The organism is Robertmurraya mesotrionivorans, assembly GCF_050971805.1.
Classification (GTDB): domain Bacteria; phylum Bacillota; class Bacilli; order Bacillales; family Cytobacillaceae; genus Robertmurraya_A.
In genome coordinates, this window is the sequence record NZ_JBPCCH010000002.1 from 414597 (window position 1) to 437297 (window position 22701).

The 22701-nt window shown below is 40.7% G+C and carries 12 protein-coding genes and 3 pseudogenes; 6 read left to right on the plus strand and 9 right to left on the minus strand.

The window, feature by feature from the left end:
- Positions 1-31: 31 nt before the first annotated feature.
- Positions 32-1197: pseudogene (locus tag ACRX5O_RS06115) on the plus strand (IS3 family transposase); the annotation flags it as partial.
- 43 nt (positions 1198-1240) lie between these two features.
- Here the strand turns inward: ACRX5O_RS06115 and ACRX5O_RS06120 are convergent.
- A complete protein-coding gene (locus ACRX5O_RS06120) occupies positions 1241-2968 on the minus strand; it encodes a S8 family serine peptidase (RefSeq protein ID WP_433905121.1) in 1728 nt (575 codons plus the stop codon).
- 435 nt (positions 2969-3403) lie between these two features.
- A pseudogene (locus tag ACRX5O_RS06125) lies at positions 3404-3574 on the minus strand (aldo/keto reductase); the annotation flags it as partial.
- Between the two features lie 192 nt (positions 3575-3766).
- Between ACRX5O_RS06125 and ACRX5O_RS06130 the strand changes: the two are divergent.
- A complete protein-coding gene (locus tag ACRX5O_RS06130; RefSeq protein WP_433905122.1) occupies positions 3767-6823 on the plus strand; it encodes a hypothetical protein in 3057 nt (1018 codons plus the stop codon).
- Positions 6747-11231 carry a hypothetical protein gene (locus ACRX5O_RS06135; RefSeq protein WP_433905123.1) on the plus strand — a complete coding sequence of 1495 codons (4485 nt, stop codon included), beginning with the start codon at positions 6747-6749 and terminating at the stop codon, positions 11229-11231. Before ACRX5O_RS06130 ends, ACRX5O_RS06135 begins: the two co-directional genes overlap by 77 nt.
- A 378-nt stretch (positions 11232-11609) precedes the next feature.
- Here the strand turns inward: ACRX5O_RS06135 and ACRX5O_RS06140 are convergent.
- From ACRX5O_RS06140 to ACRX5O_RS06155, 4 genes and pseudogenes are all read right to left on the minus strand, one after another.
- Positions 11610-11863: pseudogene (locus ACRX5O_RS06140) on the minus strand (recombinase family protein); the annotation flags it as partial.
- 41 nt (positions 11864-11904) lie between these two features.
- A complete protein-coding gene (locus tag ACRX5O_RS06145) occupies positions 11905-12057 on the minus strand; it encodes a globin domain-containing protein (protein ID WP_433905124.1) in 153 nt (50 codons plus the stop codon).
- 71 nt (positions 12058-12128) lie between these two features.
- Positions 12129-13106 (minus strand): ring-cleaving dioxygenase, encoded by a 978-nt coding sequence (locus ACRX5O_RS06150; protein ID WP_433905125.1) that lies wholly within the window; start codon positions 13104-13106, stop codon positions 12129-12131.
- A gap of 236 nt (positions 13107-13342) precedes the next feature.
- Entirely contained in the window at positions 13343-13936 is a 594-nt protein-coding gene (locus tag ACRX5O_RS06155) for an NADPH-dependent FMN reductase (protein WP_433905126.1), read from the minus strand.
- A gap of 593 nt (positions 13937-14529) precedes the next feature.
- On the opposite strand from ACRX5O_RS06155, the gene ACRX5O_RS06160 reads away from it, so the two are divergent.
- On the plus strand, positions 14530-14676 hold the full coding sequence (locus ACRX5O_RS06160; RefSeq protein WP_119708172.1) for a BH0509 family protein: 147 nt from the start codon (positions 14530-14532) through the stop codon (positions 14674-14676).
- Between the two features lie 89 nt (positions 14677-14765).
- Here the strand turns inward: ACRX5O_RS06160 and hcp are convergent, their stop codons facing one another.
- The 3 genes from hcp to fdhA form a co-directional block, all read right to left on the minus strand.
- Positions 14766-16418, minus strand: coding sequence for a hydroxylamine reductase (hcp, locus tag ACRX5O_RS06165; protein WP_433905211.1), 1653 nt, complete (start codon positions 16416-16418; stop codon positions 14766-14768).
- A gap of 301 nt (positions 16419-16719) precedes the next feature.
- Complete coding sequence (locus ACRX5O_RS06170; RefSeq protein ID WP_433905127.1) at positions 16720-17484, minus strand: MIP/aquaporin family protein; 765 nt, start codon at positions 17482-17484, stop codon at positions 16720-16722.
- Between the two features lie 12 nt (positions 17485-17496).
- Positions 17497-18711 carry a formaldehyde dehydrogenase, glutathione-independent gene (gene fdhA / locus ACRX5O_RS06175; protein ID WP_433905128.1) on the minus strand — a complete coding sequence of 405 codons (1215 nt, stop codon included), beginning with the start codon at positions 18709-18711 and terminating at the stop codon, positions 17497-17499.
- 250 nt (positions 18712-18961) lie between these two features.
- On the opposite strand from fdhA, the gene ACRX5O_RS06180 reads away from it, so the two are divergent.
- Both ACRX5O_RS06180 and ACRX5O_RS06185 read left to right on the plus strand, forming a co-directional pair.
- Complete coding sequence (locus ACRX5O_RS06180; RefSeq protein WP_433905129.1) at positions 18962-20728, plus strand: sigma-54-dependent Fis family transcriptional regulator; 1767 nt, start codon at positions 18962-18964, stop codon at positions 20726-20728.
- A 327-nt stretch (positions 20729-21055) separates the two neighbouring features.
- Positions 21056-22609 carry an ABC-F family ATP-binding cassette domain-containing protein gene (locus ACRX5O_RS06185; RefSeq protein WP_433905130.1) on the plus strand — a complete coding sequence of 518 codons (1554 nt, stop codon included), beginning with the start codon at positions 21056-21058 and terminating at the stop codon, positions 22607-22609.
- The last annotated feature ends 92 nt before the right edge of the window (positions 22610-22701 follow it).

Here is a 22701-nt window from a genome sequence, read left to right on the forward strand (position 1 = left end):
ACACATTCTAACTATATGGTGCAGTTTTTCTATGGTTAAATTTAATTTAAATGACAAACTCGCTGCAGTGGAACGTTATTTGATAGGAGAAGAGAGTTATGATCGTATTGCAGATTCTATCGGTACAGTTAAAGCAATGATTGAAAATTGGGTATTGCAGTACCAGCATCATGGAGAAGAGGAATTCAAAAAATCCTATACAAGTTATTCCGCACAGTTTAAACTAGACGTACTTAATTATATGAATGATTACGGGACGTCTGCGAATGAAACAGCGGCAATATTTAATATAACCTCTCCTGCCTTGATTCGAAAATGGAGAATTCAATTTGAAACGCTTGGAATAGACGCCCTAGAACCTAAGAAAAAGGGGCGGATAGCCATGTAGGAAGGAAACCAGAAAAAATCTGCTTAAGGTTCAGTTGAAGCATTACAAGTGGAATTGGAACGTTTACGTATGGAGAATGCTTATTTAAAAAAGTTGAATGCCTTAGTTCAAAGCAAGGAAAAATTACAAAGCAAGACAAAGCGAATGTAGTGTTTGAACTAAGGCTAGAATTTCCTGTTGGTGCATTACTTAAACTTACTGACATTCGAAGAAGTACATATTATTACTGGATTAAAACATTTGATCGTCCAGATAAAGACGCCGAATTAAAAACATTGATTCAGGCTATTTATCATAAACATAAAGGTCGCTATGGTTATCGTCGTATTACGGCTGAATTGAAGAATCAGGGGCATAAAATAAATCATAAAAAAGTCCAGCGATTGATGAAAGAGTTGAGCCAAAAATGTATCGTTCGTAAGAAAAAATATCGTTCATATAAGGGGGAAGTCGGGAAAACTGCACCGAATATCATGAACCGCAACTTCGAGGCAGATAACCCAAATGAGAAGTGGGTAACCGATATTACAGAGCTTAAATTGTTTGGGGAAAAGCTTTATTTATCCCCTATTTTAGATTTATATAATGGTGAAATAATTACTTATACTCTTGCATCGAGACCTAGATATTCCCTTGTTAAAACAATGCTGGATAAGGCATTAGAGCGACTAGCAGGTGGAGAAAAGCCGCTTATCCACTCAGATCAAGGATGGCATTACAGAATGCCCCAATACCAAAAGGCATTAAAAGAACATAACCTTACCCAGAGTATGTCACGTAAAGGAAACTGTTATGATAATGCCGTAATGGGGCTTTCCTCGCCATTATTTGTTCGACATTTAGGCTCGGGCGCTAATGCACATATTCATTAGCCATAATCTTCGCCATATCGGGCATAACCCGCGTGCTCCCACTAACTATAGTGCCATTGGTACTTCGACGTAAGATTTCCCTCAGAGTGAAGGGGCCGAGCTTACCGAGTTGGCCTGGTCGCGGGTTGAGCAAGATCTGGAGATCCTGGATAAGCATGCAAATCCCGCTGATAATTGGGGTAGCGGCGGAGGTCCCGTGAAAAAATGGACTGGTCCAATAGGCGTTGACCTGAGTTGGCTGGTTCTGATTACCTGTTGTAATGATATTTTCACCCCATGCCCAACAATCAATCCGGCTTCCGAAGTTTGAGTCACTAAACTTGGCATGAGGCACCGCGGACGTACAGCCCCCCACCATGATTGCTCGCGAATCCTGAAACTCCAAAGTATTGCCACTATCAAGTACATGCTTGCCCTTGACGTCGACAAACCCATCAAGATTGACATTTCCGTTTCCAGCTGCCTCGACGACCACAATGCCCATACGAACGACTAGTCTGATAGCTTCAAAGACAGCAGGATCAATTTCGACTGGCAATAATGTTCTTACTCCGGCCACTGTTCCTTCGAGCTGGACCTCGAGCTGGAGGATATCGCCATATGCTAGCGAACGGACGGCTTCTACCACGCGGCTGGCAATCCTTTGGCGCGAGCGCCTGCTATTAAAAACATCTCCTGGCGAAAAGTAAGAAATCGTACGTGCCTTCGCCTCTGGCGCAATTCCAACTATTCCACGATTGTCATCCCTCGCAACCATTATCCCAAGAACCGCAGCACCATGTGCGAAACTCTCTCTTCTATTTACTCCGTTGAGAAGCGGAATAGGTTTAGGCAAGTCCTCATGGTTAAAGAGCCATCCCTGCTGTAGATCCACAAACCGTGTTCTAGAACCATCAGCACCCCTTGCCCAAGCAGATTGAACACCTATGCCTACCGGTGCCGTTCCCAAATAGCCTTGACCGACGAAGAACGGATTTGATGTACCAACCACGGTGGGATCGGATGCTTCAGGCATTACGTAGGCGTAATCAACCACTCCAATCCATTTGCCGAGCACATTAGCAATGGTTTCCGGATTAATACCTTCAGGACATGCAACCAAAAGAAAATTGTCGAATACAGGAGGATTATAATCCTGCTCATAATTCTGGGCGATAGCGACAAAACGAGACATTTCGGCTGAACCGACTCCATCAAAAAGTCGTGTGAAGAACAGATTGGGAACTAGCGCTTTCACAGCTTCAACAAGTGGATTTCCAGAAGAAAGGCCAACGAGGCCAACGAAGTCATCTAGCCCCAGAGAAATTCCTTGATCAACACCAAGTCGAAATCCATCGGAAATCTTGACGACAACCTCTGGTATTAGTGGCAGGTCCGTGTAATTGGGCGTCACACCAATCGCAGGATCGTAGTTAAGTGTTCCCGCTTCGAATTGATTCATCCTTCCAATTAGTACATGCGGGTTATCGCCTTCGTCGGACATGGGATATCCCAGACCACTCTGGTTCTCACCCAGCTCGATATATTTCTCAAGGATCAAACCGTGGACTTCAAATGCCCCTACCCTTGGATGAAAGTAGATTGTGCCGAACTGGTAGACCCTCTTGCTGCCTCCATCCTCGAAACTGACTTCATTACCGACCGGAGAACCAAGATTCAGTGTCCCGCTTTGAAGCAACTCCGCGTGTTTATCATCGATTGCAGACATATCAAATCCCCTCACAAATCGCAAGCATGGAGGCCACAATAATTGTAAACATCATTTTCATCGAAAAACCACCATGTAGCAATTTAATTATTCGCCGTATAATCTTATTCACTTTGTGGGTAGTTCGTTCCATTTTGAACCCTTTGTATTTTATAGAGTTCACTATTAATAAAATGATATTTTGCCGCCATTGCATTTTTTGGTTTGCTACATAAAAACAACCATATATTTGGGTCGCTTTTGATAAATGAGAAAGAAAATTACTCCACTATCAATAAAAAACCACAGCTCAAAGAACTGTGGTAGATCTTAAAATTACTACTCGTTTATCTTTCAAAAATGACAACGTTTAAACCGATGCAGCTAAGACATTGTTTAAAAACCGGCCGATCTCTTTTGCCGTTTTCTTCATACTTTCAGCAAAAGGTGGATACCTGATTCTTCCAGAGGTGTACGAGGATCCCAGGCGTGAACCTGATAGAGATCAATATAATCAGTACCAAGCCGGCGCAAGCTTTATTTTACACCAGAAAGGATATGTTTTCGGCTTAGAACGATATCATTTGGGCCCTCTCCCATGGGAAACCGTACCTTCGAGGCAAAAACTCACAAAATAATACACACCGTTGTTCGTTAACGGTAAAGCAGTTTTAGAAAAAACATCCAAATTAATCCAAGCCCAACATCTCATTTCTGGTCTACCACCATTTCCCTATACATATTTTGATATGAATTGATTTTTTAGTTAACTCAGCATCTTCATGTTATTCCTTCTTAAAAAAGAAAGGAGAGAATTTTGTGTCTAATGATAATCTTTTTATCCGGGTTTTACGGAAAGAAGACTTCCTAGACTTGATCTTTGAAATCGTCAATATACGCACCAATGGATACCCTCTCCACCTTGTCAGGCGTAATGCAGGTGAACCAGTATTATTAATCGTTCACTTTCCGGCGCAACATATTGTAGAAGAAGTCTTTAAAGAAGGAGACCCTTATGTAATTCCAGTCAAAGCCATGCTTTCCGGACCAAGCCGGCTCGTCTTCGAGCTTCCGAATGATGAAAACAACTGGCCGCTCACAATGGAAACCCTGCTAAACTGGAAGAATTACAAACCTGTTGTGCCAAAATTACCAGATTCCCCATTGCCAGATTCCCTCCCTGACCCGAAGATTTTTGAAGGGAAGACTGCACTGGAAATCCCGACAGGGCTCTATCTTTCTCCTGACGAATCTGGAGTCTGGTATAATGTCATTCGACCTGAGGGACATGATGGGCGATTTGTGCTATGGCATACACAACTCGGAGATAAGAAAAAAGAAAATGAAAACTCTTACCGTGAAGGCGGCACTACACACATCATTACTAAGTCTAATCGCTCTATCCCATTCGCAGATGAAAATCGTTCCCTAACCGAGAATCATCTTAGCGAAATTGTACGCTTGACAACAGATTTTACATTGCCAAATTTTCCCGGAGGCATGAGTGAAGATGCATGGAAGGATAAATTGAAGAGTCTTCATATTCCACTTAAATACATTCCGAGTCCCATAAATATAAGACGTCTGATGCTCTCTTCTGCAGGAGCATGGGCAAACTTTGAGGGTATATGGAATTACCCTACAGTTTTTGATACAACTCTTGGTTATCCATTATTTGGCTTAGAAGGATGGCATCACATTATAACGCAAGGCAGAGACCAATTTGTTAAAACCGTTACTAAGGCCTTTCTATGTGATACGGGGCATGCAGTATCGATTATAACCATTACTGAACGGCGATTTGAACCTTATGTTATTCCAAACGGGCAAAACGTGAAAGGGGCAAATGCGGTCCTACGAAAATATTCATTCATTGAAGTCCGAGAGCCTGAGAAAAATTACGAAATTCTAGCACCAGCGTATCTCCACGACCGGCGTGAAATGCCTTTTAAATGGATAAAAATCACCACTACTACAACTCCACACATTGAAAATGCAAGCCTAATCGAATCTTTCTGGCCTAAAGTCAAGGTGCAAGATAGAGAGGAGTTATTTCGCTTCAAAATGGTCGCAGAAGATTGGGATGGGAACATCGTTTCCTTTGAAAGACCTCTTATGTGTATTCCAATCAATAAGGACAAGAGAATATCTTGGAAAAACGTAGTAATTGACTATAATATCACACCTTCGGATTTACGACGTGCGCAATTAAACCACCAGTCTATCGCCTATGCTAAAACCGAGAATGACAGTAAGGGTAAGACCACACTTGAAACAGAAACAGTGACATTTAGGGCACAGCTTGTTGAAGGTGTAAAAGAAGATGTGTTAAATCAATTGGCTTACTATAACCCTAGGTTTCTTCCACAAATTGAGTCAGCAGGAGTCTACATTCCTGCTGCTGAACAGTTAACCGGTCGGAAATTTGATAAAACAATTGTTGAATTTGATAGGGATAGTTATTTAAAACATGGTTTTAATCAAGAATTTAATAAAGGTGAAGTTTTTGTACAGCTTGTTAAAAAGCTTGACCTATCCTTACCTACAGAGAAAGCCGGAGGTCTTGTTACACCCAATACATCGATTGGGGGGTTGTCGAGAGCTCTCGGCCCTGTCGCTAACCCAGAAGAGATTAGTAAAGGCAAATACAATCCAGCAGGCCTATTAGAAAATGCTCGTTTCCTAGGAGGAATCAAACTAAAGGACATTCTAAAGGAAGTAAGCTTTGATCCATTAAAAATAAAGGAGATAGAATCAACATTAACACCCGACCAATTAATCCAAAAACTTAATGATCCTAATTTCAAACTGGAAGCCCCTATGCTAACGAATCGCCGCCTGCCAAATAATGCAATCGAAACCCGCTTATTATGGAAGCCGGAAATTAAAGACTTTACACTAGGAATCTTTAGTTTTCTCACACTAAAAGGGAAAACAAATTTTCCGAACGATGCTCAGCTAAGCATTAATGTACAAATGGTTACGGCACCCAATGGCAGCCCTCCCACCTATATCATAATTGGTACTCTACGAGAGTTTGCTTTAGATTTTGCCAAAGCCATGATGCTTAGATTATCAACGTTAAGGTTTACGGCTGAGAACGGAAAGAAAATGGATATCAGTGCGGAAGGTCTTGATCTCGTATTCAATGGGCCGCTGAAGTTCGTCGAAACCCTTAAAAACATTATACCGCCTAATGGCTTTTCCGACCCGCCATTCGTCGATGTAACAGCATCCGGTGTGATAGCAGGCTTTACACTTGGGATCCCGTCTTTCGGCGTCGGTATCTTCAGCATAGAGAATATCAATCTTTCGGCAGCTCTGTCTCTCCCCTTTGTCGATCAGCCTGCCGGTGTAAGGTTTGCCTTCTCTGAACGTCAGAAGCCATTCAAAGTCTCGGTAAGCGGTTTTGCTGGAGGAGGTTTCTTTGCTCTTGCCCTCAGTGCCAAGGGAATCGAAGCAATTGAGGCATCCATCGAATTCGGCGGGAATATCAGTATTAATCTCGGAGTCGCCAGTGGCGGTGTGTATGTGATGGCCGGGATTTATTTCGGAATGACCGGGAACGAAGTAAAGCTAACAGGTTACCTGCGGTGTGGCGGCAATGTGAGTGTACTAGGTTTGGTTTCAGTGACTGTTGAATTCTACATGGGTCTCACTATCCGAGATAAAGGAAATGGCAAAGTGGAAGTTTGGGGGCAGGCCTCTCTAACAGTTGGCGTTAAGATCGCATTTTTTAGTAAAAGCGTGAGCCTCAAGGTGGAGCGCAGATTCGCCGGAGCAGCAGGAGATCCTACTTTTGCCCAAATCATGGGACCTGACCACCCAGGCGGCTATCCCGTTGAATGGGAAAAATATTGCATGGCATTTGCCTAAACAGTTCATTTTTTTTACGATAAAACTAACGATAAAGGAGTTTTGTATGGTCAATCAAAGGCTTCTTTGGATTGCTCTCCCAAATGGAATGACAATGGATGGTAACAACCGCTATTTGCGACTGTCTGCTTACGTAAATCCGCGTTTATATTCGGAACAAGAAACAACATTGGCATCTTTTCCGGATTTTCTCAATTGGGCCTACCATATGCAGCCAGAACGGTCGACATTTTCAGTTGAGGTGCATGACGGAACACAGACGAAAGTGATCCAGACACAGAGAGTGACATCTCCTCCTAGTCAACCGCTATGGCAGTCCCTTTTCCGGCCGGATATTCCTGTTCACCCGCATGAATTTGATGACTATTCCAATCGGCCGATTGTGAGTTATCCGGTGAAAAAAGTATTGGAGTATACGAAGAGTTTTTATCAAAAGCTTATGAAAGAATCACGCTATGACCTGCCACCTATGATTCCTCCTAGAGGTTCAAATGGAGTCGGTGTGAGTATAGATCGATTAATCAATGAACTGGTTGAACTGCACAACCGCTTTCGTGCTCGTGGGATCAACACGGAAAAGGACTTAAGCAACCTGTTGAACAATTCTCTTGAAGAAGCCAGAGTCATAGCCAGCAGACGCCGAATCTCAGGGAAGACTGGAGATGCCATTATACCTAGGTTTCCTTTTCCGCCGGAACCTCCGCCGGGTCCAAACGGCTCACAGCCTCCGGCAGGTCCACTTCCCGGCGACCCTCGTAATCAGGATGTTAGAGAGGTTCAAGATGCGTATTACCGTACGATGCTCTATCACTATCGACCAGCCGAAGCTCAGCCTGCTGCCATGCCTGATGGCCCAGAAGCCAAAGCTCACTTTGAGAAAGAAATTGACTTTCATCAAATGCTCTCAGCCTTAGGTGATTATCCTGAGATTTTGCGCCGCTTAGGTCTGGTGATAGACTTTTATATTCCGGCTGATGCGATACCAAAAACAAATAACAATACCGGCACATTTAAACTGCGTATCGTACCCAAATGGTTCTCTCAGTTCAATACTCAGCAAAATAACGGGCAGTCTTCTTATAATGGAGGCCAGTCTTCTTTTCAAAACGGTTCATCTTCCGGGAATGGGGACCAGTCTTCTTTTCAAAACCGTCCAACATCCTCGTCGGAAGATTATTGTCCATGGACGGCATATAATTATCAGGAGAAAAATGGTCTCACCCTATTTACGGCCTACTCTCAAACAAATGAACTAGACGGAGGAATCTGGATTCCAAAAAAAGAGGAGATTGAATTGGTTCAAGTCGATGTGGATGGTGCTGCACTCAAGACCTTGAACCTTGCCGCAACCGTTGCGGCTCAAAAGCCTAAAGGGATAAACGACAAACCCATTGATACAGAAGAAAAGGCAGGTGTCTCGCCTCTTCGTACCGGCGGTATCTCGGTTGTACGGAATAAGAATGCCAACAATTTAAACGATATTTTTAACCGCTCGAACAATTTGAATGGGATGCTAAAGGCCGGCCCGCCTAAACTGGAAGATCCCCCCCTCTATGCAGAAGATCTTTTACGCGGGTATCGACTAGATGTGATTGATCAATATAATAATCGAAATTCTTTGCACCGGCGTTTTGGTCAATATAAGCTGTTGAATGTAGCAAATTACTTGGAGTTTACGGATGAGGGTTTTATTCAGCCTAGCGTCACAAGTACTCCAAATACAGGTCCCGTTAGTGAACTTTATATTCACGAGTCCCTTTTCACTTGGCAAGGCTGGAGTTTATCAGCTCCCCGCCCCGGCAAAAGCATTAGCAGTACGGCTAGTGCGCCTAATCCGAGCGAACCTGATACCATGCCGCAGAAGGTGAATAACACAGCGATGACAAAGCTTGGACTAGAGACAAACTTTTCCGTCGTGCCTGGTACCTTGCCTCGTCTCAGGTTTGGAAATGAATATACATTCCGTGTCAGAACCGTTGATTTAGCAGGAAATGGACCAGCGATGGACGAATCACAAAAGATAGAAGCAGCATTAGGGCTTAATCAGACAGCGATCGGTACCCTTAAGTACCACCGTTTTGATCCCGTCAATCCTCCGGAGCTTGTTCCGAGACAGCTATATAGCCCAAGTGGCAATTTGAATAATCCGGATACGACCGCCTATGCGGAAGGTGAATCATTAGAGAGGCTCGTGATTCGAAGCAACTATAACCAAACCGCAGAAGAATATGTCGCAGCCCACCCTGTCTATTTGCCTTTTAACGAGAGGCATGTTGCACCGCCGAAAGCCTCACTTCAACTGATAGAGGAGCATGGACTGCTCGATGAAGCCATTGATGCTAAGTATAGCGGCATGGCTCCGGCTCAGATTCGCCATGTCATCCAGAATTACTATTACTTGGCTGCACGTGAGTCCGGATCGTTCAATGATGTATCATCACCGTCCATTCGCTTTATTCGCACCAGTTCTGATCCTTCATCGACCGATGGCTATGCTGTTCATACCGAGGAGCAACTGATTCTTCCTTACTTGCCGGAACCATGGATTTCGGGGGTTATGTTTCAAGGGCTTCCCGGTGGTAATCCCGAAGATTTCTTTTTCGTAGAGGTAAAAGGAAAAACTTGGTATGAAGCAAAATCATTCCGCATTCGTATCGTTGAAGGCTCTAATGCACCTCTGTGGGATGAAAGAAACCGCGTTCTGACAATCTATCTGCCGAAGGCAAGTATCACAACCAATATTCGCGTCAGCTCTACATTTGGAGGAAATCTTCCAGATATGGGGCTTTTGCAGTGGGTGAAAGAAGACAAAGCCAATTGGACCAATGAAGAACTGGTGAAACTGGAAAAAGAAATCTATGCCGGCCGCAACTGGTTGTTCACCCCTTTTCGGGAGATTAGTCTTGTTCACGCTGTTCAGCAGCCGCTAGATTTTCCTTCACAGCCTATACTGCAAATAAGACCACGTGAGAAGAATAGCACCGAAGCCTATCTTTATGGAAATATCTATGTTCATATCCCCAGCACTTCCAAGGTGGATATTCTTGCCGAATGGTCAGAAAGAGTGGATGACCTAACAAAACCGGAACCAGACTTAGAACCCGTCCCTTTCCGTGATCATGTGATGGAATTACCGATTTGGCTGGACCACGGTAAAGAGGTAATTGTGAAAAGGAACCCGAATGCCTTACGTTTGGAACCTAATGAATCACGCTTGGTCTTCAACAGTTATGAAGCGAAAACGATCTATGAGACCTTGCTAAAAGACACAGCAACTCCGGAAATACAGGAACAAATCAATTTGGCAAGCAAAGTAGAGAAACATGGATTTGGCGATACGAAGTACAGGCGTGTCCGTTACAAAGTCAGGACGACAACACGCTTCCGTGAGTACTTCTCACCAAGCATGCCAAACGAGAGCCTTGTCCGCGACACTAAAGAGATTGAAATAGACATCCTTAGCACCGCTAGACCTTCTAAGCCTTTAGTTAAATACGTCTTGCCTACTTTTTCTTGGCAGCAAATGAATGAAAATGATGGCAAAGTGACAAGTGTGCGAAAAGGAGGGGTTCGGATTTATCTTGACCGCACTTGGTGGTCTTCCGGAGACGGTGAGATGCTGGGGGTTGTGTTAGTTGAAAATAAAGCACCCAATCGCACGGAAGAAATTTACAGTTATTTGACTTTTTGGGGGCAGGACCCAATCCGTGAATCACCCGGACTTCCACTGCCGACCATAGCAGATTTTAAGAATTATAAAGGGGTTTATGATGCTCCTTTGTTTGAACTCCCAAATCAAGCTGTAAAGGTCGTTTGCTTCGACGTCGATTGGGATCGTGAACGCAAGATGTGGTATTGTGACCTAGAACTTGATACCGGCAATGCCTACTACCCATTTATCCGCCTAGCCCTTGTCCGATTCCAGCCAAAATCATTGATCTTAACAAATCCAGTTCCTGAAGATTTACGCATCTCACCCGTAGTGCTTGCCGACATCGTTCAAACGTCACCGGATCGTTCTTTAACCGTAACACGGGATCCAAATCATCCCGGCGTCTACAATGTCTCCGTAAGCGGTGTAACCTATTCGAAAAAGAACCAAAACGTGCCAAACAACACGGTTGAATCTGCTACTAGTTTGATGAATATCCAACTGCAACGACAACTGGCGGAGATGGTAGATGAGACCCTCGGGTGGGAGGACGTGCCGAACTTTGATGAAATCGTGCTCCATCCAGGCACCCCTGATGCAAATGGTGTGGTTATATGGGAAGGCCAAGTAGCTATCACAGAGGAAAATCGAGGATATCCATTCCGACTGGTTGTTAAAGAAATGGATGTATTTTACGGTGCACAACCAACGGAAACTTATCAACGTATCGTTTATATGGATATCATTCACCTGTAAAAATGCTTTTCGTATAGGATTCAAGCTAAGAAAAAATGAATATCATAATAGGTTTCTGTCACCACCAAATAAATTTATTAGGTGGTGACAGTCGTTCATTCGCCAAAATGAAGACAGTCCCCCACCCCTGTATTTTTAGCGAGAGACTGACCCCATAACCATAAAATAACATGTACGTACTGCTTAGATTTTTCTATCAAGTACCCTTGAAACAACTCAAAATACTATTTGCATAGTCCTCATTCCGTGAAATGTACCGTGCTACAGACTTATGCACTTCTTATTTCATATTCCTTTATGATTTTATAAAATGTATTTTTCTTTAAATCCATTATATTCATAAATTCAACTGACGTTTTTTCATTCTTTTTCCATGATTTATTTAATTTTTAAAAGTGCTTTCTGTTTCTCATTTAATGATTCTAGGCTTATTTTCGGTCTGCCTAGATATTTTCCTTTTGCTTTGGCCGTTTCAATTCCTTCTCGTTGCCTCCTATTAATATCCTCTCTTTCTTTTTCAGCAGCAAACGAAAGAACCTGCAATACTAAATCAGAAACAAATGTCCCCAAAGTATCCTTGTGTTGTGTGTATCCAGCAATGGCATATCAATTACCCTAATGTCAGCTTTTATTATGGTTTACCTTTATAAACTTCCTTTCACAAATAATACTGTTAAAATAATTTATTCGAAATCTCTTTCCCCAGGGGAGTAGGTAATATTGAATCTAGGCCAACTTCAACAAATATTTCTTTCATACAGCAAAGCCAGCACTCTACTCCCTTTTGAGTAATTTCAAATGGAAGATGTCTCGCTCTCAAAAACAAACAAGGAAAGCATCCTGTTCAACACAGAACACTTTCCTATTTATCGGAGGGATTGAATGATGAAACGGTTACTATTCTTTGATGATTTCCTTTGTACTTCTCACTGTATCAATGGGGCGTACTAATTTTTCAATTTGTGCACGTTTAGGTTCTAAGAACGGAGGTAAAGATAGTTTTTCCCCAAGGGTTTCGTAAGGTTCATCCCCCATAAAACCAGGGCCATCTGTAGCAAACTCAAATAAAATTTGTGGAGCAACTCTTGCGTATAAAGACTCAAAAAAGTGACGATTGACATAACCGGATGTGGAGAATCCCAAACTACTCAATCGCTCTGTCCATTCATCCAATACGGAGCGATCCTCTACGCGGAATGCAGCATGATGTACTGTGCCATAACCTTGTCGAGCTTGAGGGAGAATAGTATTGTGCTCTGCAATAACAGATGCTCCATTACCGCCTTCCCCTACTTCGAATAAATGGAATGATCCTTCCTGAGCAGTTTCTTTAAATAATAGTGCTTTTTCCAACATTTCTTTAAAGGAATCAAAGTTCGCAATACGAACAAAGACAGGACCTAAACCCGTAATGGCATGCTCCAATGGTATAGGACCCTTTTGCCAAGGTGTACCAGATTCTACGCCTCTATTTAATTCATCTGAAATTAATTGATATTGTTGATCATCGAAATCAACGAAAGAGAGAGTTTTCTTGCCAAATTGGTCTTTAATTCCAGTATGCTTAACGTCTAAACGATCAAACCGTTTTACCCAATAATCCAATGCTGTATCACTTAGTACACGGAAAGATGTCTTAGAAATCTCGTTTGTACCATGTATACCTTTTGGAATGCCTGGGAAGTCAAAGAATGTCATGTCTGTGCCAGCACTGCCTTTATCATCAGCAAAGAATAAGTGATAGGTTTGAATATCATCTTGATTGACTGTTTTTTTAACTAAACGCATCCCTAATACATAGGTGAAAAATTCATAGTTCTTTTCTGCACTACTGGTAATAGCTGTTACGTGGTGAATTCCTTTTAGTTGGTTCATTATATTTTCCTCCTAGAAAATTCAGATTTAATAGTAAGCTTGGTTTAATTGATGATTACCTTATGTGTAGTCCCTACAATTAGGATCTCCTTAGCATAACTACTGAGCACATCTATCAATATTGCTTAATATGACCTGCTCAACCTTCATACTCCTTTTATGATTGGAAATATGTACATGGGTATAAAAAAATACTCATGTACATATTTTACACTTCTGTTAGATTTTCAAGTAAATTATCGGATGGTGAATAATGCTTTTGACCAAGGAATTAATTGGTCTAGCATTTGATTTACAGAATCCTCTTGAACTGCCTGTGGTTTAAAGACCGTTCCATTCTCGAAATCAGTGAATAACGATAGGGCTGGATGTACACGAACGTCAGCCACTAATAATTCACCTAAAATGCCTCGTAAATGTTCAGCCGCACGAGCTCCACCTACTGAACCGTAAGAAACGATTCCTGCTGCTTTATTGTTCCACTCTACACGTAGATAGTCTAATGCATTTTTAAGTGCTCCAGTAATAGAGTGATTGTATTCTTGAACAATAAATACGAATCCATCTTGATTAGTGATTATTTCTGACCAAGCAGCAGCTCCTGAAGCATCTGCACCAGCTTCACCAAGTAATGGTAATTTGTAATCAGCAATATCAATAATGGTATAGTTAGCGTCACCACGTTTGTCAGCAATTTCTTTTACCCATGCAGCTACTTGTGGACTTACACGACCTTCTCGAGTAGAACCTAAAATGATCCCAATGTTTAATTTTGTCATTGTTTCTTCCTCCTCTTGTTTTTTTCCAAATAATTTATCTAAAAATCCCATTTCCTACTTTCACCTCCTTATAAGTTCTGAAATACGGATCCTTGCTGTGACATGATGTAGAACTTTTAATAGGCACAGTAATTATTCCTCTATTTCAATTATCTTGATTTCGAGATTTATAATCAAAAAAATAATATTTTCATTTTATTTCGAAACCAAATATCTTTAACTTGAGATAATTCTATTATATGTACGTACTTTTTGTCAACTCATTTGAGTGGTTTTTTTGATACTTTAAAAATTATATAAGGGCTTGTTTCAACATGGGCCATTCAAACGACATAAGGATAAACCAAATGAATGAATGGAAACAGCCTACTTCCTGACAACTTCCTTTGCCCTAATTTTTCTCTAGTTGATCTTATTGACATTACTCCAACCCCCTTAACAATACACAGCATGGCAACCCATACCCTTTTTTCATCTTCAAAGTAAGTAGATAAATAATATTTCTATATTATTTTCTAAAAAACAATCTAAATTTGATATTGGTTTAATCTAATATTTAGATATATAATAAAACCAAGAAAAGAAAACGTTTTCAACAACATTCAAATACATAGTTACTTCTCATATTATAGGGAGGATATAAAATGAGCCAAGTTGAAAGAAATACAAAAGTGCAGAAATTAGTTGAGCTACAAAAATTTAATGAGAAAGAAATTTCCAAAATGACAGATTCACAGATTGAATATTACCACTGGCTCTATTTTGATGATTCAGTTTATGATTATATGTAACTTAAATAGAAGATAGGAAAAGTGGGAAAACATAAATCATTCATGTTTTCCCACTTTTATTTTTATCATTTTAATGAAACGACTGTAATTTAGATTGCTACCACATTCATAAACATATCAATATCATCCGTTGTATTCGTAATGCTTCCTACACCAAAGTTTTCTACCAAGAAGTTTGTTACATTTGGTGAAAGGAATGCTGGTAATGTAGGACCAACATGAATGTTCTTCACACCTAGGTATAGAAGTGATAAGAATACGATGACTGCCTTTTGCTCATACCATGCGATATTATAAGACAATGGAAGGTCATTAATACTTTCCAAGCCAAGGGCATCCTTTAGTTTTAATGCGGTCATGACAAGTGAATAAGAATCATTACATTGACCGGCATCAAGTACTCTTGGAATACCATTGATATCACCCAAATCAAGCTTATTATATCTATATTTAGCACAACCAGCTGTTAGGATGATGGTATCGTTAGAAAGCTCTTCAGCAAACTCTTTATAATACGTTCTACTTTTATGGCGTCCATCACAGCCTGCCATAACAAAGAATCGTTTAATATCTCCATTCTTTATTGCATCGACTACTTGATCAGCCACTTGAGCGACTTGATTATGTGCAAATCCTCCAATAATTTCACCCGTCTCAATTTCAATAGGAGGCTCACATTGTTTCGCATGCTCAATAATCACTGAGAAGTCTTTTGTTCCATCTTCTTTCTCCGGTATATAAGTAACACCTTCTACTCCCGTTGCTCCAGTTGTATACATTCTATCCTTGTAGGTAGCTTTCGGTGGCACAATACAGTTTGTTGTCATTAGAATCGGACCATTAAAGCTTTCAAATTCACGTGTTTGTTCCCACCAAGCATTTCCGTAGTTACCTACAAAGTGATCATATTTTTTAAATGCTGGATAATAATTGGCGACGAGCATTTCACTATGTGTATAAACATCAACACCAGTGCCCTCGGTTTGCTTTAATAATTGTTCAATATCTTTCAAGTCATGTCCGCTTATTAAAATTCCTGGGTTTTTACCAACACCGATGTTTACTTTTGTTACCTCCGGGTGTCCATAAGTGGATGTATTTGCAGTATCTAGTAATTCCATTCCATGAACCCCATACTTTCCAACTTCCATAGAAAGGGCAATCAATTCGTCTAATGTTAACGTATCATCTGTTATCTGAGACAATGTCTTTTGCATAAAAGCATACAGAGAGTCCTCTTTATAGCCTAAATGTGCCGCATGCTGAAGGTATGCAGCCAATCCTTTTAGACCATATGTAATTAATTCTCTTAACGAACGAATATCTTCATCTCTTGTGGCAAGAATGCTTACCTCTTGTGAAGCGGCCTTGTTTTCAAATTCAAGACTAGTCTCACCATACCAGGTAACAAAATCACTTGTATTAGCTAATTGTGAGCCAGCCTTTTCAATCGAGGACTTGATTTCTTCACGAATGTTCAAACCTTCTCTAACCTTATTGTAAAAATCATTCTTATCCCAGTTGGCATTTGTAATCGTCATAAAAAGACTATTTACAATAAACTCATCTACTTTACTATGCTTCAATCCTAGTTCTCTAGCTTCTGTATGAACAATCCCCAGACCCTTTACTACATAAACTAATAAATCTTGCATATTCGCTAAATCATCTTTTTTTCCACAAATACCGGCAATCGTACAGCCTGTTCCATTTGCTGTTTCTTGACATTGATAACAAAACATACTCATTTATATTTCCCCCTACCCTCTAATCATTAGGTGATCTTACATTTTCATTCAATAATGATTTCACTTTAACAACGATAAGAAAAAGTAGGTGTGATATAGCTCACAGTTAAGACATATTTCACTTGATTGTCAAATTTGTAGGGAGAAAATCAAAGATCACTTGCTTTTTCTAAGACACAGCAATCGAAAAAAGTTGTGATCTTTAAGATTGAAACACTATTAAACTTACAGCAGTTAGACATACAAAATAAAAAGAAAAAAACTAGGGAGTAATCTCCTAGTTTTCATCCATACGCTATTTTACTATTTCTTTATGAGAGTTTTCCTTTATTAACGGTAGCTTTTCCGAACTACTCATATACTTATAAAGTACCGCCGCTGCAACAGCACCCATGATTGGACCAATTACATAAACAGGGAATTGAATCCAGTTGATATTACCGCCGAGTAAACTATCTACAACATATGGTCCGAAGGTTCTTGCGGGATTAAATGATGCTCCCGTAGAACCGGCGGTCATCATGATGATCCCTCCAACCGTTAAACCAATAACAAGCCCACCCCAATCCTTTGGGGCCCTGGAGTCTACTGCAACTGCCATAATGACGAACATAAGGATAAACGCTGCAATGGCTTCGATAAATATCCCCTGAATATATCCGGTAGATGGTGCAAGTACAGTAGCTCCTAAATTACCTAACAAGACTCCTTCCATGCCTAAAACGCTTACAATTCCAAACGCCCCAATGGTACCACCCACACATTGTGCAAGTAGATAGGGTCCTACCTCTTTCCATGGAAAATGACCTGTTGAAGCTAGTGCGATTGTAACAGCTGGGTTAATGTGACAACCCGTTAATCTTCCTATTGAATAGATCATTGCCATAACAATAATCGCGAAGGCAAAGCTTATAACTCCAATATCAGCCAATGTTGTAGACTCGTTGTTATTAGCCGTAATCATTCCATTGAAAGCGGCTGTACCTGGACCAATAAGAACTAATAAAGCAGTACCGATACCTTCACCAAAACATCGTTTGAACAGGCTGGGTGTCTCCATTAGCAGCCACCATTATTTCACAAGTCCATGAGGATCAATTACATATTTTCTTGAAGCCCCTTTATCAAACTCTGCATAGCCCCTTGGCGCTTCATCTAAGGATATAACTGTTGCATTAACAGCTTTTGCAATCTGTGCTTTTCCACTTAAGATCGCTTGCATTAAGTCACGGTGGTATTGCATGACTGGTGTTTGACCTGTAACGAACGTATGTGCTTTCGCCCACCCTAATCCTAAACGAACTCTCAATGTACCGATTTTTGCATCCTCATCAACTCCACCTGGATCTCCTGTTACATATAGACCTGGAATCCCAAGTCGTCCCCCAGCACGAGTGACCTGCATAATTGAATTTAAAACAGTTGCCGGCGCTTCTGTCGCATTTGCACCATGTGCAGATGCTTCAAAGCCTACGCAATCTACTGCACAGTCAACCTCAGGACTGCCTAGAATTTGATCAATTTGCTCTCCCAAATCAGGGTGATTACGTAGATTGACTGTTTCACAACCAAAGCTTCTTGCTTGGGCAAGCCTTTCTTCATTTAAATCCCCTACAATAACGACAGCAGCCCCTAATAGTTGTGCTGAATGTGCAGCTGCTAGCCCAACAGGACCCGCTCCCGCAATATAAACAGTAGATCCTGGCTTAACACCTGCGCTTACTGCCCCATGATAACCTGTTGGAAAAATATCAGATAGCATTGTTAAATCTCTAATTTTTTCCATCGCTTGATCTTTATCTGGAAATTTCAATAATTGGAAATCGGCATAGGGTACCATTACATATTCAGACTGACCTCCTACCCAGCCTCCCATATCTACATAACCATACGCTGAACCAGGACGATCAGGATTTACATTTTCACATATATGTGTGTTGCGCTCTTTACAGCTTCTGCATCGTCCACACGCAATATTAAACGGGACAGACACAAGATCCCCTTTTTTGATAAATTCCACATCACGACCAACTTCAATTACTTCTCCAGTTATTTCATGCCCAAGCACAAGTCCTTCGGGAGCAGTCGTTCTCCCTCTCACCATGTGCTGGTCACTTCCACAAATATTCGTTGTAACTACCTTCAAGATAACACCGTGTTCACATTTACGTCCTACGTTTAAAGGATTTACTCCAGGTCCATCTCTTAAAACTAAATCTGGAAAACCAATATCGATTACCTCTACTTTACCTGGACCCATGTAAGCTACTGCTCTATTTCCCCTCATGTGAAAATCCTCCCCTTTTGCTATGAAGTTTTATTTACAACCATATCATTGCAATTTTTATGCCAACTCTAAAAAGCTATCATGTAAGCGATTCTATCTGCCCCATGGTAAAAGCGTGTTCAATAAATGAGCAAAAGGTGTCCTATTTTAAGACAAACTACTTTTAACCTTTTCCTGAATATTGAAACAATAGTATAATATGGACAAGAATGAATGGCCTTAATGTGAAAAAGGAGGTAATAATCGTCATATGGTTACAGAAGTTCTTTTCGATAAGTACAATCTCATTAGTCAATCTTGGAAGCGTTGTCATGAATTTGGCCTCTCACCAACCGATCCTTTTGAGGACTCTATTTTGACTGGTAAGGCTTTGTGTGATCTGATTAAAGAAAATGAACCGTTAATCAACCATGCCTCTTCAGCTATTAACACGCTCTTTCCCAACTACTATTCTGGTCTAGTAATCACCCTTGTGGATCGACACGGAACCATCATACATAAAGTAGGGCAATTGGATGTACCCAGTTCTGTTGATGTTTTATCCATAGGTTCGAATTGGTCCGAAGAAAACAAAGGAACCAATGCCATGGGACTTGCCATCTATACAAAAGAACCCATTATCACTCATGCGGATCACCACTTCTATGTGAAAAATCAATTCCTTACCTGTGCGGCCAGCCCTGTTTATTCCCCAACGGGTGAGCTAATTGGTGCCGTTAATATAAGTGCAAAAAAGGAAATGTATCATCCATTTATTTTCTCCTTAACAAACATCATGGCGACTTTTATTCAAAATGGATTGCTTTTAGACATGTCGAAAAATGAAAAGGTTTTGACCATCAAAGAGCTTGAAGCAACTGCTAGCTTTGCAAATGTTCCCCTTCTTTCACTAGATGATGACCAAAGGATTATCCGTGCAAATCAGTCAGCACGTAAATTACTAGGTGATGACTGTTTGGGAAAAGAATTTCACAATACAAAGGGATATCCGACAAAAGTGGTATCTGACACATCACGTAAACAATATCGATCCATATTAGCTTTAAATACACCTACGAATAAGAAATTGACTCCACATTATCTATATAACATTAAGGATATTGTCGGTTCATGCCCAAAGATGAATGAAATAAGAAGGATCGTTAAAAAAGCGGCACTAACCGATTTCCCAATCATTGTATATGGAGAAAGCGGGACAGGAAAAGAGTTAGTTGCACAGTCTTTACATACGTCTGGACCAAGAGGAGATCAGCCTTTTATTGCGGTTAATTGTAGCGCCATACCGGAAAACCTCATTGAAAGTGAATTGTTTGGTTACGAAAAGGGAGCCTTCACCGGTGCCAATCGTGAAGGAGGGATTGGCAAATTTGAAGCAGCGAATGGTGGTACCATCTTTCTCGACGAAATTGGTGATATGACACTAAAGGCACAAGCCATTTTATTAAGAGTCTTACAGGAAAAATCAGTCACCCGTGTAGGTGGAACTAAACCCATACCAATAAACACCCGAGTGATTGCGGCCACACATAAAAACCTGAGAAGAGAAATTGAAGCCGGACGTTTTCGAGAAGACTTGTATTACCGACTGAAAGGTGTGGTTCTGACACTCCCTCCTCTCCGGGAGCGTTCAGACCTTATAGAATTATCCAATTACTTAATGAAGAATTTAGATTACCCTTCTTTACCTCTTTCAAGAGAGGCAAAAGATAAGCTACTTTCGTATCATTGGCCTGGAAATGTGAGAGAGCTGAACAGTGTTCTCATGCAGGCCTCGTTTCTAGCTGATGGAAATGAGATTAAAGCAGAGGACTTGGATTTTGAAATCGAATACGAGCAAGATAAACCATCTCTACAGGAAGAAAAGGATCCCCTTACCTCTCTAGTTCATTCAGAGAAAGAGGTGATTCGAAGAACGTTGGATTATGTTAGCTGGAATATTAGTAAGGCAGCTACGATCCTAAAGATAAGTCGAAATACACTTTATCTTAAAATTAAAAAATATCATTTACAGCAATAAAGATAAAAGACCATCAAACGCTTTATACGTTTGATGGTCTTTTGGTCCCTCTATTTTGCTGTATTTCTAAAAGCATTTATTCGGGTTTTTAAAGATGCGTAAAGACCGACTGCTGCATTACCGTAGAAAAAACCCATAAATATCCCAGCCCAAAGGGTATTTTTGTACGCAAAAAAAATCGAAATAACTAGACCAATCCAGTTGGGGCAGACTCAATTCAGCCCAATAATTGGATTACATTTTGCAAATAAAATAAATTCAAGATAGAAAATCTAGTCTAAATCTAGTAAGATATCCACATGTGACATTAGATAAGGGGTAAAAAAAATGAGCGTATTAAACGTACAAAATTTAAGTCATGGTTTCGGTGATCGTGCAATTTTTAATGATGTGTCTTTTCGACTATTAAAAGGCGAACATGTTGGACTAGTTGGAGCAAATGGTGAGGGTAAGTCTACTTTCATGAATATTGTTACTGGGAAGTTGCAACCCGACGAAGGGAAAGTGGAGTGGTCACGAAAAGTTCGTGTTGGTTATCTAGATCAGCATGCTGTACTTCAAAAAGGTACTACGATGCGTGACGCTTTGAGTACTGCTTTTCAATATCTTTTTGATGCTGAAGCAGAGATCAATGAACTTTATGCAAAAATGGGTGATGAAGGTGCGGATATCGATGGATTACTTGCAGAAGTTGGAGAGCTCCAAGAAACGTTAGATAGTAATGATTTCTATCAAATTAATTCAAAAGTTGAGGAAGTGGCTCGTGGTCTAGGATTAGACGCTGTTGGACTCGATCGAGATGTAGATGATCTTAGCGGTGGGCAACGTACGAAAGTTTTGCTAGCTAAGCTTTTGCTAGAAAAACCTGAAATTCTATTACTAGACGAGCCTACGAACTATTTGGATGAACAGCATATCGAATGGTTGAAGCGCTATTTACAGGAATATGAGAATGCATTTATCTTGATTTCACATGATATTCCATTCTTGAACAATGTGGTTAACTTGATCTATCACATGGAAAACCAAGAGTTGAACCGCTATGTTGGTGACTATGATAACTTCTTAAAAATATATGAAATGAAGAAGCAACAGCTAGAGTCTGCTTACAAGCGTCAACAACAAGAAATTGCTGATTTGAAAGATTTCGTTGCTCGTAACAAGGCAAGTGTTGCGACTCGTAATATGGCAATGTCTCGTCAAAAGAAGCTCGACAAAATGGAAGTTATTGAATTGGGGAAAGAGAAGCCAAAACCAGAGTTTAAATTCAAAGAAGCTCGCACAGCTAGTCGTTGGATTTTCGAGACTGAAGATCTTGTTATTGGATACAACGAACCACTTTCTCGCCCGCTGAATTTGAAAATGGAACGCGGACAAAAAATTGCATTCGTTGGTGCAAACGGTATTGGGAAGTCTACTCTTTTAAAAAGTATTCTTGGGTTGATTAATCCGATTTCGGGTAAAGTGGAACGTGGTGAGTATCAATACATCGGGTACTTCGAGCAGGAGGTTAAACAGTCCAACTACAACACTTGTATTGAAGAGATTTGGAGCGAGTTCCCAAGTATGAATCAGGCTGAAGTCCGTGCTGCTCTTGCAAAATGTGGATTAACAACGAAACATATTGAAAGTAAAATCGAAGTCCTTTCTGGTGGCGAAAAAGCCAAGGTTCGATTGTGTAAAATTCTAAACACAGAAACGAATTTATTAATTCTAGACGAACCTACCAATCACTTAGATGTGGATGCAAAAGAGGAATTGAAGCGTGCTTTAAAGGCATATCGCGGAAGTATCTTGATGGTATCACACGAACCTGATTTCTATCGTGAAATTGCGACTGATATTTGGAATTGTGAGGATTGGACTACGAAAGTGTTTTAAATAAAGATGAAGGGGTACCTCAGTAAAATTTTACTGGGGTACCCTTTTCTATCTATTTCAATATTAGGTTTGCAACAGCTTCAACGTGTGTG